Origin of the sequence: uncultured Metabacillus sp. (genome assembly GCF_947503125.1) — a bacterium.
Lineage (GTDB): Bacteria > Bacillota > Bacilli > Bacillales > Bacillaceae > Metabacillus.
Genome location: NZ_CANNCR010000005.1, coordinates 64,311 through 80,711, shown reverse-complemented (window position 1 = coordinate 80,711; position 16,401 = coordinate 64,311). Strand labels below are relative to the sequence as shown.

Sequence of the window (16,401 nt, the reverse complement as noted above, 5' to 3'; positions counted from 1 at the left end):
TTTTGTAAAGAATTGAAGGAAATACCTTTACAAAAAAACAATAAATCGTTAATAATTGTAAGGGTTGTAGATATTTGTCGACATGAGACGAACATAAATGAGGGGTTGAAAACGGTGGAACTCGATATCCAAAAGATGATATTTGAATTTTTGGGTGGCCTTGGGATCTTTTTATTTGGAATAAAATACATGGGTGACGGTCTTCAAAGGTCTGCTGGAGACAAATTAAGAGATATACTAGATAAGTTTACAACAAACCCATTTATGGGAGTATTAGCAGGTATCATTGTAACAGTGTTAATTCAATCAAGCAGCGGGACCACGGTTATTACTGTCGGGCTTGTTAGTGCAGGCTTTATGACATTAAGACAAGCCATCGGAGTTATTATGGGAGCTAATATCGGAACAACCGTTACCGCTTTTATAATTGGCATCGATGTTGCAGAGTATGCTTTACCAGTTATTTTTATTGGCGCAGTCATGTTATTCTTTTTTAAAAATAAGCAAGTACACAGTATCGGCCAAATTATTTTAGGTTTAGGTGCGTTATTCTATGGATTAGAGCTAATGGGCTCAGGAATGAAGCCATTAAGATCTTTACAGGAATTTCACGATTTAACCGTTAGTATGAGTGATAATCCTTTATTAGGAGTCGTTATTGGAACAGTTTTTACAGTAATCGTTCAAAGCTCAAGTGCAACAATTGGAATTCTTCAAGAATTATTTGGGCAAGGGCTTATTGATTTACAAGCAGCTTTGCCAGTCTTGTTTGGTGATAATATTGGTACAACAATTACCGCTGTTTTAGCATCAATTGGGGCAACGGTTGCAGCCAGAAGAGCTGCGCTGACACATGTTCTGTTTAATTTAATTGGTACAACGATCTTTATGATTTTTCTTCCATTGTATTTTAATTATATCCAATATTTACAATTAGTAATGGGGTTAAATCCAGAAATGACGATTGCTTTTGCTCACGGGTCGTTTAATGTTATTAATACAATTATCCAATTTCCATTTATAGGAGCATTAGCTTGGATCGTTACAAAGATTATTCCAGGGGAAGATATTTTTATTGATTATAAACCTAAGCATTTAGATCCAATTTTTATTGAGCAATCGTCTTCTATTGCGTTAGGGCAAGCTAAAGAAGAGGTACTGCGAATGGGTAATTTTGCTGCACTCGGATTGGAAGAGGCGAATTCATATCAAAAAACCTATTCCCAAAAGCATGCTGATACTGCTTTACAATTGGAAGAGGCAATTAATAACTTAGATCGTAAAATTACTGATTATTTAATTTTAATTTCAAGAAGTCAAATGTCTAATACTGAATCTGAAGAACATAGCATGCTCCTTGATACAGTTCGTGATATTGAGCGGATCGGCGATCACTGTGAAAATGTTATTGAATTAGTTCGCTACCAGCTGACAAATAAAGTTAAATTAACGGAATCAGCAAAACAAGATTTAGAGGATATGTTCCACCTAACCATCCAAACATTTAAGGATGCAATCACATCTCTAGACGATAAAGACACTTCTTTAGCTGCAAAGGTGTTAAAATCTGAAGAACAAATCGATAAAATGGAGCGTACTCTTCGTAAAAAGCATATTATGAGGATTAATGAAGGTGAATGCTCCGGTTCAGCAGGAGTCGTATTTGTTGATATTATTAGTAATTTAGAACGAATCGGCGATCATTCTGTAAATATTGCTGAGGCAGTTTTAGGTTATAGAAACTAAAGCTTATGAAATGAAAACTATATTAGGTATAATGGATAGCAAGGGCTCCCTTGCTTCTTTTTTATAGGAGGTTTTAAATGGAATATTTATATTGGTCACTGATCGTATTAATGTTCATAATTGCATTTGTTGGTTTGGTATATCCTATAATTCCAAGTGTCGTTTTTATTGTTGCCGGATTTGTTTTATATGGGTTTTTATTTGATTTTTCAAAGCTTACGATTACCTTTTGGATCATTGAAGGGATGTTTGTGGCCATTTTGTTTGCAGCAGATTATCTGACAAATTTAGTTGGCGTAAAGAAATTTGGCGGGAGTAAAGCTGCAATTTGGGGAAGCACAATTGGCTTAATCATTGGCCCGTTCGTTATTCCAATTCTGGGAATTATCCTTGGACCGTTTATCGGTGCGATCATTGCAGAATTGATTGTTCATAAGAAGGATTTCTCATCATCAATGAAAAGTGGTGTCGGTTCCCTTATTGGTTTTATTTCTGGTGTTGTAGCAAAAGGTGTTTTGCAGCTTATCATGATTGGTTATTTTTTAATCGTCATTTTATAAGGACATTGCTGAAAAATATAGTACATAATTTTCAGATAAAAGCAAAAAATGATAGATGTCTTGCATGCTTTTCAATTGAAAGTAACGGCCAAATTTGGTAACCTTAGGTTGGAAAGCAAATCCAATGCTTTAGATTGTACATATTAAAGGAGGAAATAAAAAATGGCTTATGAATTACCTCAATTACCTTATGCATATGATGCACTAGAACCACATATTGACAAAGAAACGATGAATATTCATCACACAAAACATCACAACACTTATATCACTAACGTGAACGCAGCTTTAGAAGGTCACGCTGATCTTGCAAGCAAAAGTGTTGAAGAATTAGTATCTAATTTAGATGCTGTTCCTGAAGCAATTCGTACAGCTGTACGCAATAACGGTGGTGGACATGCTAACCATAGCTTATTCTGGACAATTCTTTCACCAAATGGCGGTGGAGCACCATCTGGAGAACTAGCTGATGCGATTAATGCCAAATTTGGCAGCTACGACAGTTTTAAAGAAGAGTTTGCAAAAGCTGCAACTACTCGCTTCGGTTCTGGCTGGGCTTGGTTAGTTGTTAATAATGGAGAATTAGAAGTAACAAGCACGCCAAACCAAGATTCTCCATTAATGGAAGGTAAAACACCTATTCTAGGATTGGATGTATGGGAGCATGCATACTACTTAAATTATCAAAATCGTCGCCCAGATTACATTGCATCATTCTGGAATGTCGTTAATTGGGATGAAGTAGCAAACCGTTATAACGCAGCAAAATAATTGTTGTTGATAGAAGAGCTGACCACTAGTTGGCTCTTCTTTTTATTTTTTCAAAAGTTTGGGCAAACTCCGTCATGTATGACAACATACCTCTGGATTTGACTTCAATATAAGAAACATTCCCCAAAACACATCAATTTTAATAAAAATACATATCTCCAAAGTGATAAGACAGACTATGTAGTAGAAGTTGAAGGGGAGTAGTTCTTATGTCAAAACTGCAAAAGATTATTGGTAATGTGCATGTCAGTAAAGATTTAGTTTTATTATTAGTTATTGGCGGTTTATATTCTTTAAGCATTGCTTTGTCCAATACATTCGTAAATGTGTATTTATGGAAGCAATCAGGTGAATTTGTTGATTTAGGCATTTACAACTTATCAATCGTTGTTATGCAGCCGCTGACGTTTATATTTGCTGGGAGGCTTGCTAAAAAGGTTGACCGTGTCGTTGTATTACGATTAGGCGTAATTTTTTTGGCGATTTTTTTCCTCATCGTACTAATAATAGGTGGTTCAGCAGCAAAATATCTTATTTTATTAGGTGGAACTCTCGGTGTCGGCTACGGCTTTTATTGGTTAGCCTTTAATGTACTAACCTTTGAAATAACAGAACCTGATACAAGGGATTTTTTTAATGGCTTCATGGGGATTTTGAATTCAACTGCTGGAATGGTCGGGCCAATAGTAGCAGGCTATGTGATCTCAAGGTTAGAAAAATTTTCAGGATATACAATTATATTTTCCATATCACTATTGTTATTTTCAGGTGCGGTTGTACTTAGCTTTTTTTTAAAAAGAAGACCTGCAGAAGGGGAGTATATATTTAAACGCATCTTAGTGGAAAGAAAAAAGGATAAAAATTGGAGACTCATTCTTCATGCTCATTTTTTTCAGGGACTGCGTGAAGGGACATTTGCGTTTGTGATTGGCGTCTTTGTTTTTATTACGACCGGGAGTGAATTAGCGCTTGGTAAATTTGGTCTGGTAAACTCAAGTGCAGCGTTTCTGGCTTATTATTTAGCAACTAGAATTATTAAAAAATCAAAAAGAAAGATGTTCATATTAATGGGAGGGATTTTTCTTTATTTGTCCATCTTCGTTCTTCTTTTCGATTTAACCTACACCAAGTTGCTAATATATGCGGTATTAATTGCATTTGGATACCCGATGCTTTTAGTTCCCTACTCATCAATAACATATGATGTTATCGGCCGTGCATGGAATGCAGCGAAAGCAAGAATTGAATATATAGTTGTAAAAGAGATTTTTTTAAACTCAGGCCGTATTTTATCAATCCTTTGCTTCTTATTTGCTGTAATCTTTTTCAATGAAAAACAAAGCATCCCCATTTTATTGGCGATCATCGGAGCTGGTCATTTCATTATTTACTTTTTCGTCAGGAATGTAAAAGTTGAGGATAGTCCTGCACCTATTGAAGAAACAGACCAAAAGCCTATTCGTAAACCGCATCTTGCAGATGGAGATAGCGGTGGGTAATTTGTATTAAAAGTAATTATGAATAAAAAGTAGGAAGGAATAGGATGAAAGTTATTACTACTCCCTATTCTTTTTTACATTTATTAATGCATAAGAGCATTGTAAACGTAAAAGACTAATGAAAATGCTTCTAGAAATAACTGTTTTAACGCCTTATATCCCCAATTTTATACAAAATATGACAAACTGCTTCACGAATTTACAAAACCTTTACATTCAGTTAAAACGTTATTAATACTCAAGCGTTATTCTAATAAACGTAGGACAAAACAACCAATATTCTAGGGGGAATTAAAGAATGAAAAGCTTTAAATTTCTAGCATTATCAATCATCCTTTCTTCACTTGTAGCATTTGCTGCAGCTTGTGGAAACGGTGATGATGCGGCTTCAGGTGAAACTGAAACTAATGAAACTGCAGGTGAAGATTCAGCTGCTCAATTAGAAGGTGAAATTGGTATTGATGGATCATCAACTGTTGCTCCAATCGGTGAAGCAATTTCTGAAGAATTTTCAATTGATAACCCAAATGTACAAGCTCCAATCGGTGTATCTGGAACTGGTGGCGGCTTTGAAAAGTTCACAGTAGGTGAAACAGATATTTCTCAAGCATCTCGTCCAATTAAAGAAGAAGAAAAACAAGCAGCTGCTGATAATGGAATTGAATTCACAGAATTTAAAGTTGCTTTCGATGGTCTTTCAATTGTTGTAAACAAAGAAAATGATTTTGTTGATCAATTAACAGTTGAAGACTTAAAGAAACTTTGGGTTGAAGATGGAAAAACAAAAAAATGGTCTGATATTAACCCTGAATGGCCAGCTGAAGAAGTGAAATTCTTCTCTCCTGGAGCTGACTCTGGTACTTACGATTATTTCAATGAAGTTATTCTAGAAGACGCACCGATTGTAAAAGCTGCAACATTATCAGAGGATGATAACACATTAGTTAAAGGTGTAACTGGTGATACAAATGCAATTGGATACTTTGGATATGCGTATTACTTAGAAAACAAAGATAACTTAAAGGTAGTTCCAATAGTAAATGAAGCTGGGGAAGCTGTTGAGCCGACAAATGAATCAGTTGAATCTGGTGAGTACAACCCACTTTCACGTCCATTATACATTTATGTGAACAATGCTTCTATTAAAGAAGATGGTCCTGTGTATGAATATGTGAAATTCTATCTTGAGAATGCTGGAGCATTAGCAGAAGAAGTTGGTTATGTTTCTCTTCCAGAAGAAGAATATACAAAACAACTTGAAACTCTAGAAGGTTTAAAATAATTACTAAATAATGTGGATGAGGAGCATTGCTTCTCATCTTTCTTCCTATGCTTGGAAAGGGGTATTTCAAATGGCTTTAACAAATCAGCAAAATATTAGTGTGCGAGAGTTAATCAGAGAGAAAAAATCAAAAAAAAGCACTAATCAAATCGTAGAGAAAATGGTTCCTGGAATTTTGTTTATCTTAGCACTAATATCTATTTTAACTACAATAGGTATAGTTTTAACATTAATATTTGAAACAGTTACCTTCTTCAGTAGAGTATCAGTTGTTGAATTCCTTACTGCAAAGGAATGGTATCCTTTCTTTGAAGAGAGTGCAACATATGGAATTGGTGCATTGGTATCAGGTACACTATTAATTACAGTAATCGCCATCATTGTAGCTGTTCCAATTGGATTAGCAGCTGCTATATTCTTGAGTGAATATGCATCAGATCGTACAAGACGAATCATTAAACCGATATTAGAAGTTTTAGCTGGTATACCAACAATTGTTTATGGATTTTTCGCTTTAACCTTCGTCACACCATTATTGCAAAAAATGGTTCCTGACTTGGGTTTATTCAATGCATTAAGTCCTGGAATTGTGGTTGGAATCATGATTATCCCAATGATTGCATCTCTTTCAGAAGATGCAATGAGCTCAGTTCCGAATTCCATGAGGGAAGGAGCTTTAGCTTTAGGAGCTACTAAGTTCGAAGTAACGATGAAGGTAATTGTTCCAGCTGCAATGTCAGGTATTGTCGCATCATTCGTATTAGGTATTTCTCGTGCTATTGGTGAAACAATGATTGTTTCTTTAGCTGGCGGAGCTACTCCTAAACTAACTTTTGACCCGACTGAATCAATTCAGACAATGACGGCGTATATTGTTCAGGTTAGCGGAGGGGATGCTGGTTTTGGAACAACGGTTTATTACAGCATCTATGCTGTAGGGATGACATTATTCTTGTTTACACTCATTCTTAACCTTTTAGCACAATATATTTCTCGACGCTTTAGGGAGGAATACTAATATGAAATTAATAGATCAAAATATTGTAAAAAACAATATGGGTGGACGCTTAGCGTTAAATCAGACGTTTAGATGGATTTTCTTTGCGGCTACTTTTATAGCATTAGTGGTTTTAGCGGTACTCTTATATCGGATATTCACTCAAGGATCTAGCTATTTTACACTTGAATTTTTCCAAAATTATGCATCAAGAAGACCAGAACGTTCCGGGATTAAAGCTGCTATTGTTGGCTCATTATGGGTAATGGCAGTTACCATTCCAATTGCATTGGTATTATCTGTTGGAACCGCCATTTATTTGGAAGAATATGCGAAGAAAAGTAAAATCAATACATTTATTCAAACAAATATTTCAAACCTTGCTGGTGTACCTTCTATTGTTTTTGGACTATTAGGTTTAACTGTGTTTGTTCGTTTCTTTGACTTTGGCCGAAGCATTTTAGCAGGTGGATTGACAATGGCCCTACTTGTACTTCCAGTAATTGTTGTAGCTTCACAGGAAGCAATTCGCTCGGTTCCAAAGGAACTTCGTGAAGCTTCCTACGGAATGGGTGCAACAAAATGGCAAACGATTATGAGGGTTGTGTTACCGGCAGCAATTCCTGGTATCATTACTGGAAGCATCTTAGCGTTCTCACGTGCAATAGGGGAGACAGCTCCATTATTAGTAGTTGGTGCATTTGCTTTCGTAAACTACCTGCCTGAAAACGTAATGAGCACATTTACAGTCATGCCGATTCAAATTTATAACTGGGCGGCGAGACCGCAGCCTGAATTCCAGGATGTTGCAGCTGCTGGTATTATTGTGCTATTCATTTTCTTAATTGTAATGAATTCTGTTGCCGTGTTAATTCGGAATAAGTTCCAAAAACGTTATTAAAAAGCTTTATCTGGAGGGGTTTTCATATGGAAAGTGTAAAAATTAAAAGAGAAACTACACAAAATGAACAATTAAACCAAAATAAAAATGTTGTATATAAAACTGATAATTTAAATTTGTGGTATGGAAAAGATCAAGCCCTAAAAAATATTGAATTAGATATTCTTGAAAATGATGTAACAGCTATTATTGGACCTTCAGGATGCGGAAAATCTACGTATATCAAAACACTTAACCGTATGGTTGAATTGATTCCAATTGTTCGTACATCTGGACAAATTCTTTATCGAGGGAAGAATATTTTTGATAAGTCTTATGGTGTAGAAGAGCTTAGAACACAGGTAGGTATGGTCTTTCAAAAACCAAATCCTTTTCCTAAATCAATTTATGACAATATCGCATACGGTCCTAGAATCCATGGAATTAAAGATAAAAAAATTATCGATGAAATTGTTGAGAGAAGTTTACGAGGTGCGGCGATTTGGGATGAAGTGAAAGACCGCTTAAAAGAAAATGCCTATGGTCTATCAGGTGGTCAACAGCAGCGTTTATGTATTGCACGTTGTCTTGCGATTGAACCTGACGTTATCCTAATGGACGAACCGACCTCTGCACTTGATCCAATCTCTACATTGAAAATAGAAGAATTGATTCAAGAATTAAAACAAAATTATAGTATTATTATCGTAACTCACAACATGCAACAAGCAGCTCGTATTTCAGATCGTACAGCATTCTTTTTGAATGGTGAGGTTGTTGAATATACGGATACAGATCGATTATTTTCAAATCCTTCTGATAAAAGAACGGAGGATTACATTACCGGTCGATTTGGTTAATGAAAAATTAAGTCGTGCTAATCCCAACTGGCACGGCTTTTTTACTAGCTTTCTATGTTATGAAATCTCATTTTTAGGGAATAAGATAATATAAGGAGGTATGAGAATGTCTGTAAGAGAAAGATTTGAATTTGATTTGAAAAACTTAAGAGATAAATTAATTGAAATTGGAAGTTTAACAGAGATCGCACTTAGCAAAGCAATAGATGCTCTGGAAAATCAACATATTGAACAAGCATTAGAAATTATTGATGATGACAATAGGGTGGACGAGCTAGATGAGGAGATTAATGATATTGCCATCCTGTTAATTGCTAAGCAACAGCCGGTAGCTGTTGATCTTCGGAGGATAATTGTTGCCATCAAAATATCAAGTGACATTGAAAGAATGGCAGATTTTGCGGTGAACATTGCAAAGTCAACAATTAGAATTGGTGATGAACCTTTGGTAAAGCCGATTCATAGTATAAAAAAGATGCATAAGATTGCATCTGAGATGCTTTCTCTCTCCATTAAAGCCTTTAATGAAGAGGATATTGTCCTAGCTAAAAAAGTAGCTGATATGGATGATCAAGTTGATGAGCTATATGGGGAAACAATCCGGGATATCTTAGATCTTATGGAAACAAAAAAAGAAAATTCACAACAACTTACCCAGCTATTGTTTATTTGCCGTTATATTGAACGAACAGCAGATCATGCAACAAACATATCAGAAAATATCATGTACTTAGTAAAAGGTCAACGATATGATTTAAATAGTTAAAAAAGTTAGTTTTTATATGTTGATTACAAATTAATAAAAAATATTAAAAACAGCCATCGAATTAAATGGCTGTTTTTAATATGCTCTATTGTTTACCTTGTTAAAACATCTGCTAACTGTTGGAAAGTCATCCCTTTTTGCACAGCGAAGGTTCCAAGCTGAATTCTTTGATGATATTTCCCTTTAATTAAAAACTGATCAAAATTAAAGGAATTCTCGATGATCCCATTTTGCTCTAATAAATCAGATATCTCACTAGTTGTCATACCTGATTTAACAACTAGATTATATTTTATAACCTCTTCTTTTGATTGTTCAGTCGTATTCTCTGTAGAAGTACTTTCTTTTTGTTGTGAATTATTATTTGCAGCAGGTTGTTGTACAGCTTTATCCTTTGCAGCTAATAATTCTTCATATTCTCCAGTTGTTATGGCGATTTTCCCATTACTTGTTAGGTATGATTCAACATCACTTTGGGACATTTCATTTTTCTCATCATCTGCTGATGCAGATTGGTTATCAGATAATAAATATGTTCCACCAAGGACAGATGTAGCTACAATCATGCCAGCTGCAAATGCTCGAAATCCTGTTTTACTCATGTTAAAACCCTCTCATTCTTTTCAACAATTGTACGGATTTCCTTAACGGAAGTACCTTCTGATAATGCAATTGCTTCAATAGACATACCTTGGCGATATTTAGCTAAAATACGTGATGTGTTAAGTTGATTGTCCTCTGAAGCTGATTTAGGATCTTCCTTAAGCGGCGTATCATTTTGTAAGAGCTCTTCTTCCAGGACTCTCATTTTCTTTTTAAGTTTGTAGATTTCCTGCATCGATGACATTTGTAAATGATCTAGCTCTTGTTCAAGTTCTTTTACATTGTCACGCTGGAAAAATGATATGCCGATAAGCGCAATGCTTATGATAAACAAGATAATAATCATGACTGTCATTTTATTCACCTTCTAATTGATTATTTCCCTTTACCTTTATATCATAAATTGCCAAATTAAAGAAGGGATTTTTCTAAAAATGTAGATTTTTGACGATTTTTCTTTGAAATGTGTTCACAATTTAAACCTAGCCTACATGATAAGATAAAGTGAGACTTCCATTGAATCTTAGAATATAATTATACTTCCTGTTAAGATGGGAAAAAGTTAAAGATAAGCATGTGAACAGAAGGAAGAGGGCTGCTATGAAAAGAAATGAAAACAGTCATACCAATATTTATAATATTCGAGCACAGTCGACTATTTGTGAGGACCTCGTAAAAATTATTGCTTATCCTTTTTTTCTGCTTATTACTTGGAATATTGGAGATACAACGAAAATTTTACTAGAGAATATGTTAGGGGAAAAGTTTGATGATTTATATATAAGAATCATTCTTTATAAAAACTGTGAACAGCAGTATACAACAGATTTTCCAATCAGTGAGTCGAGCGGGGTTTTACGTTTGGAGCATCTATCAACAGGTGTGTATGATTGTGAAGTGGTTGTTTCCAATTCACATAATGAAATGATTACTGTAAAACGATCTAATTCATTGCACTATATCCAATCTAAAGAAAACGGCCATCATCATTATCGATGGAAGCAAGTCATTCATGAAGATCCTGTTTGGCTAAAGGGCTATGCTGGATATACACTTTATGAATAAAGAAGGTGTCATCATGGGAGAAGAGTCTAATCCTACTGTGTTAATTCTTACAAGCGAGTATCGAGATAACATCATTGGCGGACTTGGCCGGCATGTGACTGATTTAACTTCAGTAGGCTCTAAGCAGGGAATAAACTTTATTGTTGTTACATCATCGAACACACATGAGGAATCCTATATGATTGAAAATGGAATTCATGTTTTCCGTCTGTTATCATGGCAAAGAAGACCGCATGACTTCGTTGATCACATTCGAAATATGAATTTCCGTTTTGTTCAATTTGTTATACAGGAATTGCCGTTATCCTTTGATCTTATCCATGTACATGATTGGTTAACAGGGCTCGCAGGAGAGCAAATAAAACAAATCCTTCATAAACCACTCATTGCAACAATTCATGCTACTGAAAGGGGAAGAAAGCAAGGGGTGGACAATTTTTTAACTAAACAAATCACTGATTATGAATCTAAGCTAATTCAGGTTTCTGATCGAGTTATCGTATGCAGCCAGTTTATGAGAACTGTCTTGCAAAAAGAATTTGCCTGTCCGATACACAAACTTGAAATCATTCCAAATGGGATCATCCCCGTAAACTATCTGGACATAATTAATAGAAAGGATGTATTTCCGTTTAAGCGATCTAAGTATTTTCTTGGCATGGGAAGACTTGTAAAAGAAAAAGGCTTTCAGCTTTTGATTCAGGCATTTGCTGATATTCATAAGGATTACCCAGAAATTAAACTTGTTATTGCGGGAGAGGGACCTTATGAAGATGAACTAAAGGAACTAACAAAAAACCTTCATATAGAAGAGAATGTTTATTTTACAGGTTTTGTTCAGGAGTTAGCACGTAATACATTAATAAAGAATTGTGAACTAGTAGTGGTTCCAAGTATTTATGAACCATTTGGCATTATCGCACTAGAAGGAATGATTGCTTCTAAGCCTGTTGTTGCATTTCAAATAGGGGGGTTAACTGAAATCCTTAAAGATGGCAGAGGCATATTAGTCCAAGAAACAACCTCTGTCAGCCTTATGGAGTGTCTTCGTGATTATTTGACAAATCCTAAACGATTTCAAATGATCGCACATAAAGGGTATATGGCAGCAAATACAACCTATAACTGGTCAAATTTGATCCATAGGGTTTTTGAATTTTATACAAAAACTGTGAAAATTGAAGGTTTTTCGAGTGAAAATAAAATATAATGAAAATGATGTGGAATTTGTTTTGTAAAAATGCTATTATATTAAAGTCTGATTTGTTTTATTTAGTTTTTTAAGTTTGGAGGGAAAGAAACATGCGTGTGAATATTACTTTAGCTTGCACTGATTGTGGCGAACGTAACTATATTTCTAAAAAGAATAAACGTAATAACCCAGATCGTCTTGAGCTTAAAAAATATTGCTCAAGAGAGAAAAAAATGACTTTACACCGTGAAACAAAGTAACAGTAGGAATGTTTATTCCTACTGTTTTTCTTTTATAATATCAGAATTTATATATTTTCTTAACATAGCTTGCGTTTCTGAATCTAGCTCCAGGCGCCATCGGCTCTAGGGTCTAGTCAAACAGGAATTGAAGGCAAAGAACGCCTTCTATTCATGAGCGTCTTATTTGCCCTAGGCTGATCAAGGCGCTTGCACTTTTCTTATGGTTAAACTTTACGTTGTACATATTGTGTAAAATCGGTGATATGCATTCACATTACCAGCTATAATGAAGGAGAGGAGGAAACTAAATGGAGAAGAAAGATCTGCGAAAGCTCATTAAAAATAAATTAGCTGAAATGACGGAAGATGAGTATTGGAATTTTTCAAAAGACATCCAGCAAAGATTATTTTGTTTGCCTGCTTGGAATAATGCACATACCATAGCAGTGACTATATCAACTGGGCGAGAGGTTGATACAAAAAGGATCATTGAAATGGCGTGGGAAGAAAAGAAGCGTGTAGTTGTTCCAAAATGTGATCCTGCTGGAAAAACAATGGCTTTTCGACAAATTACCTCCTTTGACCAGCTTGAACCTGCCTTCTTTGGATTATTAGAGCCAAAAATAGAAGAGACGGTTGAAATGGGCCCAAGGCAAATAGATTTGATAATTGTACCTGGGATCTGCTTTGATCGTAAAAGGTACCGAATTGGGTATGGTGGCGGGTATTATGACCGCTATTTAACAAAATATACGAATGATACATTATCACTGGCATTTTCCATGCAAATGGTTGAGAAGGTTCCAAGAGAGGAACATGATATCCCTGTATCAAAAATACTAACAGAATGTGAGGAAATAAGCTAAAATGCTCGATGCTCGTCACATACTGGCTGTACTATTTATCCTGGTGATCGCCTATGGCGGTTTGAAAGTGAAATCATTAACTGTCAGCGGTGCAGTTGGTGCTTCTATTGTTGGTTTTCTAGTTTATCTCGGTTTTTCCTTTCAGGGGCTACTATTATTAGGGAGTTTCTTTGCAAGCTCAAGTTTGCTTAGTAAGTTTCAACGTTCGAAAAAGTCATCCCTCGAAGACATGCTAGTAAAAGGGGATCGTAGAGATATCATTCAGGTTCTGGCAAATGGCGGTGTTCCAGCACTACTTGGCCTAATGCAATTTTCTGAACAATTTTCCTCAGAGCAAACGATATTACTAGGCTTTTGCAGCTCCATTGCTGCAGCAAATGCAGATACATGGGCTTCAGAAATTGGCACGCTAAGCAAACAAGAGCCAAGATTGCTGTTAACGTTGAAAAAGGTTGAAAGAGGTACATCAGGTGCCGTATCATTACTTGGTACTAGTGCTGCTGTTGGGGGAGCTGCTTTTATTAGTGTTGTTGCTTGGATTATGTTTTCCCTGCCACTCTTTTTTACCCTGCTGATCATCGTCTTTGGCTTTCTTGGGAATCTTTTGGATACACTTCTTGGGCAAACATTTCAACTTAAATATAAATGTATAGTGTGTGAAAAAGTAACTGAAAAACAAAATCACTGTGAAACACTTGGAATAAAACAGACGAAATTCAGTTTCCTAAATAATGATGCGGTTAACTTCTTATCCATAATATTGTCAACTTTAATGGCATTCATTTTTTTCTAAGCTTCAATAATGAACATACATAATAATAAGATCTAATGTTAATAACAATATTACGATTAAAAAAGGATAAAAATGCTCTTTCCTACTCATGATATGAATAGGAGGGATGTAAATGAGACGACTTATTATGCTAGCGGTAGGATCATTTGCTATATATCGGTATCGATATCGAATTGTGAATTTTGTATTAGGTCAACCGGAACTCCGCCGATTTTTTATTCAATTATCACTGCGAGTTCCATTTTTGAGAGATCGTTTTGTCAATCGCGCTTTCCATTAAATAAAAGTCTGAATAGAGGCTGCCTCATAGGCAAAGGATCAAAATCCCTTAGAGTATATAGGATCTAAAAAAACTGTAGTCCTATATAATCGTAGTTGATGGGGGCAGACCTTTTTGAGGCAGTCTCTTTTCTTTGAATTAGACTTAAGCAGGATTCTTCCTTTTCGTTTTAATCTCTTGATATAATGGAGAAAACAGATGGTCGGAGCGGATAATATGGTGTTAGAACAGGATTATTTATATTGGAGATTAATCGAACAGCTGGTTATTGAACAGAAGTATACCATTTTGGCTTTATCTCAGGATGGTCATGAGGTTTTGCTTGAACCGTTTCGGCAAAAGCAATTTACACTTGTTCGGTTGAGAAGAATGGACATTGATTGGGGAAATACAATTGCACAAGATATTCAACAAGCAGGGGAAAAGTTTGAGCATCTGTTAAGAAACGGTGTTAGAGGCCCGATTCAGGTAATGAATATTTATGTAACGTCCTTGCCGCCTGTAGATGACTTACCAGAGATATTTGTAAAGGGATATAGCAGATCAAAAGGAAAGATAGACATTACCTCCTTTTTGCTGGTAAAGGATGAAGTGGAGGAAGGACTGACAGATTTATCAGAAGCTTTACATGTGCCGATTAGAGTTGACTTTGAGAGGTTGCAAGAATCGATTGAAATGGAAGATATTCAGCAAATAAGGAATCACGTCATTTCTTATCATAATCAACAAAGAGAAGAAGAACGAAAAGTTTTCCAATATGGTAAACCGTTTTGGACATATGTATTTCTTGGCTTGCAAATTATCATGTTTCTTGTTCTTGAACTATTTGGCGGAAGCACCAATACAGAATCATTAATTCGATTTGGAGCAAAATTTAATCCGCTTATTTATGAAGGTGAATGGTGGCGGTTAGTGACGCCTATTGTTCTGCATATTGGGTTTCTTCATTTATTAATGAATAGTTTTGCGCTTTATTATATTGGTCCTGCAGTGGAACGGGCATATGGTTCATTAAGGTTTTTGTTTATTTATTTAGTTGCCGGCATTTCCGGTTCAGTTGTCAGCTTTGCATTTAGTCCATTCCTTTCTGCAGGAGCTTCAGGAGCGATTTTTGGCTGCTTTGGTGCACTATTATACATCGGGGTGCAAAATCCTAAAGTATTTTTTAGAACGATGGGATCAAACCTTTTAGTAATCATTGCCATTAATATTGCAATCGGGTTTGCGATTCCGAATATTGATAATGCCGGACATATTGGCGGTTTAATCGGCGGATTTTTAGCGGCCCTTATTGTACAACTGCCTAAGACTAAAAAGATTTCCCTGCGACTTTTAGGAGTAATGGCAACTATTGCATTATTGGGCGGCATGATTCAATACGGTCTCAAAGATGCCAAAGACCAGCATTCGCAGTATATGGCTCTTCAGGGACAAGAGCTTATACAGGATGAAAAATATGAGGAAGCTTATAGCTATTTAAGTGAGGCGGTCAAAACGAATAATGACTCAAATGATATCTTATTTCTGTTATCAGTTGCCGAAATTGAATTAAAAAAATATGATCAGGCGAAGGACCATTTAAAACAAATTGTTGCTAATGATGATACATACCACCAAGCACATTATAATCTAAGTGTGTTATATGCAAACGAAGGGAATATATCTTTAGCCTTGGAACAAGTAAACAAAGCATTGGAACTTGATCCATCAAATGAAAATTACCAGGCTTTTAAAGAAAAAATTAATCATTAAGCTGAATATTTTGCAACAGTTTAAAAGGCTGGCTATTTTCAGCTTGGATAAGAATGACAATATGTGAATAATCTTTAGCAAATAAGAGGAGAGGCATTGTGCTGCCAATTGGGGAGATCACCTTGCCTTCTTTTGTTTTCAGTCCAAGAAAATAATGCTTGTATAATCCCTCCCAAAGACTGCCAATCACTTCCTGTGTTTTAGCCATAGTTAGACCTAATATAGGCTTTGTATTGTATTTGGCAAG

Annotated in this window: 19 protein-coding genes; 16 read left to right on the top strand and 3 right to left on the bottom strand. The window is 35.6% G+C overall.

The features are described 5' to 3' along the window. Positions 1-114 precede the first annotated feature (114 nt). The 9 genes from Q1B07_RS05870 to phoU all read left to right on the top strand — a co-directional run bounded on the left by Q1B07_RS05870 (position 115) and on the right by phoU (position 9,361). Positions 115-1,746, top strand: a complete 1,632-nt coding sequence (locus tag Q1B07_RS05870; protein ID WP_299087877.1) for a Na/Pi cotransporter family protein — start codon at positions 115-117, stop codon at positions 1,744-1,746. A 77-nt stretch (positions 1,747-1,823) separates the two neighbouring features. Next, positions 1,824-2,306: a DUF456 domain-containing protein gene (locus tag Q1B07_RS05865; protein WP_299087878.1), complete on the top strand. Its 483-nt coding sequence runs from the start codon at positions 1,824-1,826 to the stop codon at positions 2,304-2,306. A gap of 162 nt (positions 2,307-2,468) precedes the next feature. Then, positions 2,469-3,077, top strand: coding sequence for a superoxide dismutase SodA (gene sodA / locus Q1B07_RS05860; RefSeq protein ID WP_299087880.1), 609 nt, complete (start codon positions 2,469-2,471; stop codon positions 3,075-3,077). Positions 3,078-3,286: 209 nt separating this feature from the next. Further along, positions 3,287-4,576 (top strand): MFS transporter, encoded by a 1,290-nt coding sequence (locus tag Q1B07_RS05855; protein WP_299087881.1) that lies wholly within the window; start codon positions 3,287-3,289, stop codon positions 4,574-4,576. A gap of 298 nt (positions 4,577-4,874) precedes the next feature. Continuing rightward, complete coding sequence (locus tag Q1B07_RS05850) at positions 4,875-5,858, top strand: PstS family phosphate ABC transporter substrate-binding protein (RefSeq protein WP_299087882.1); 984 nt, start codon at positions 4,875-4,877, stop codon at positions 5,856-5,858. Positions 5,859-5,928: 70 nt separating this feature from the next. After that, positions 5,929-6,876 carry a phosphate ABC transporter permease subunit PstC gene (gene pstC / locus Q1B07_RS05845; protein ID WP_299087883.1) on the top strand — a complete coding sequence of 316 codons (948 nt, stop codon included), beginning with the start codon at positions 5,929-5,931 and terminating at the stop codon, positions 6,874-6,876. Between the two features lies 1 nt (position 6,877). After that, a complete protein-coding gene (pstA, locus tag Q1B07_RS05840) occupies positions 6,878-7,756 on the top strand; it encodes a phosphate ABC transporter permease PstA (RefSeq protein WP_299087886.1) in 879 nt (292 codons plus the stop codon). Positions 7,757-7,782: 26 nt separating this feature from the next. Next, positions 7,783-8,595: a phosphate ABC transporter ATP-binding protein PstB gene (gene pstB, locus Q1B07_RS05835; protein ID WP_299087888.1), complete on the top strand. Its 813-nt coding sequence runs from the start codon at positions 7,783-7,785 to the stop codon at positions 8,593-8,595. A gap of 106 nt (positions 8,596-8,701) precedes the next feature. Then, entirely contained in the window at positions 8,702-9,361 is a 660-nt protein-coding gene (gene phoU, locus Q1B07_RS05830; protein WP_299087890.1) for a phosphate signaling complex protein PhoU, read from the top strand. Positions 9,362-9,453: 92 nt separating this feature from the next. Here the strand turns inward: phoU and Q1B07_RS05825 are convergent, their stop codons facing one another. Both Q1B07_RS05825 and Q1B07_RS05820 read right to left on the bottom strand, forming a co-directional pair. After that, the gene (locus Q1B07_RS05825; protein ID WP_299087892.1) at positions 9,454-9,963 is read right to left on the bottom strand and encodes a hypothetical protein; all 510 of its coding nucleotides are present in this window, start codon (positions 9,961-9,963) and stop codon (positions 9,454-9,456) included. Next, positions 9,960-10,319 carry a hypothetical protein gene (locus tag Q1B07_RS05820; protein ID WP_299087895.1) on the bottom strand — a complete coding sequence of 120 codons (360 nt, stop codon included), beginning with the start codon at positions 10,317-10,319 and terminating at the stop codon, positions 9,960-9,962. The genes Q1B07_RS05825 and Q1B07_RS05820 overlap by 4 nt, the downstream gene beginning before the upstream one ends. Positions 10,320-10,564: 245 nt before the next feature. On the opposite strand from Q1B07_RS05820, the gene Q1B07_RS05815 reads away from it, so the two are divergent. From Q1B07_RS05815 to Q1B07_RS05785, 7 genes are all read left to right on the top strand, one after another. Then, a complete protein-coding gene (locus tag Q1B07_RS05815; RefSeq protein WP_299087897.1) occupies positions 10,565-11,029 on the top strand; it encodes a hypothetical protein in 465 nt (154 codons plus the stop codon). Beyond that, complete coding sequence (locus tag Q1B07_RS05810; protein ID WP_299087899.1) at positions 11,022-12,239, top strand: glycosyltransferase family 4 protein; 1,218 nt, start codon at positions 11,022-11,024, stop codon at positions 12,237-12,239. Before Q1B07_RS05815 ends, Q1B07_RS05810 begins: the two co-directional genes overlap by 8 nt. Positions 12,240-12,331: 92 nt before the next feature. Further along, the gene (gene rpmG / locus Q1B07_RS05805; protein ID WP_046590706.1) at positions 12,332-12,481 is read left to right on the top strand and encodes a 50S ribosomal protein L33; all 150 of its coding nucleotides are present in this window, start codon (positions 12,332-12,334) and stop codon (positions 12,479-12,481) included. 290 nt (positions 12,482-12,771) lie between these two features. Next, positions 12,772-13,329, top strand: a complete 558-nt coding sequence (locus Q1B07_RS05800; protein ID WP_299087912.1) for a 5-formyltetrahydrofolate cyclo-ligase — start codon at positions 12,772-12,774, stop codon at positions 13,327-13,329. 1 nt (position 13,330) lies between these two features. After that, positions 13,331-14,122, top strand: coding sequence for a DUF92 domain-containing protein (locus Q1B07_RS05795; protein WP_299087917.1), 792 nt, complete (start codon positions 13,331-13,333; stop codon positions 14,120-14,122). 112 nt (positions 14,123-14,234) lie between these two features. Further along, the gene (locus tag Q1B07_RS05790) at positions 14,235-14,402 is read left to right on the top strand and encodes a hypothetical protein (protein WP_299087919.1); all 168 of its coding nucleotides are present in this window, start codon (positions 14,235-14,237) and stop codon (positions 14,400-14,402) included. Between the two features lie 198 nt (positions 14,403-14,600). After that, positions 14,601-16,154, top strand: coding sequence for a rhomboid family intramembrane serine protease (locus Q1B07_RS05785; protein ID WP_299087921.1), 1,554 nt, complete (start codon positions 14,601-14,603; stop codon positions 16,152-16,154). On the opposite strand, the gene Q1B07_RS05780 is transcribed toward Q1B07_RS05785, so the two are convergent. After that, complete coding sequence (locus Q1B07_RS05780) at positions 16,144-16,362, bottom strand: hypothetical protein (RefSeq protein WP_299087924.1); 219 nt, start codon at positions 16,360-16,362, stop codon at positions 16,144-16,146. The two genes, Q1B07_RS05785 and Q1B07_RS05780, sit on opposite strands and share 11 nt — an antisense overlap. Positions 16,363-16,401 lie beyond the last annotated feature (39 nt).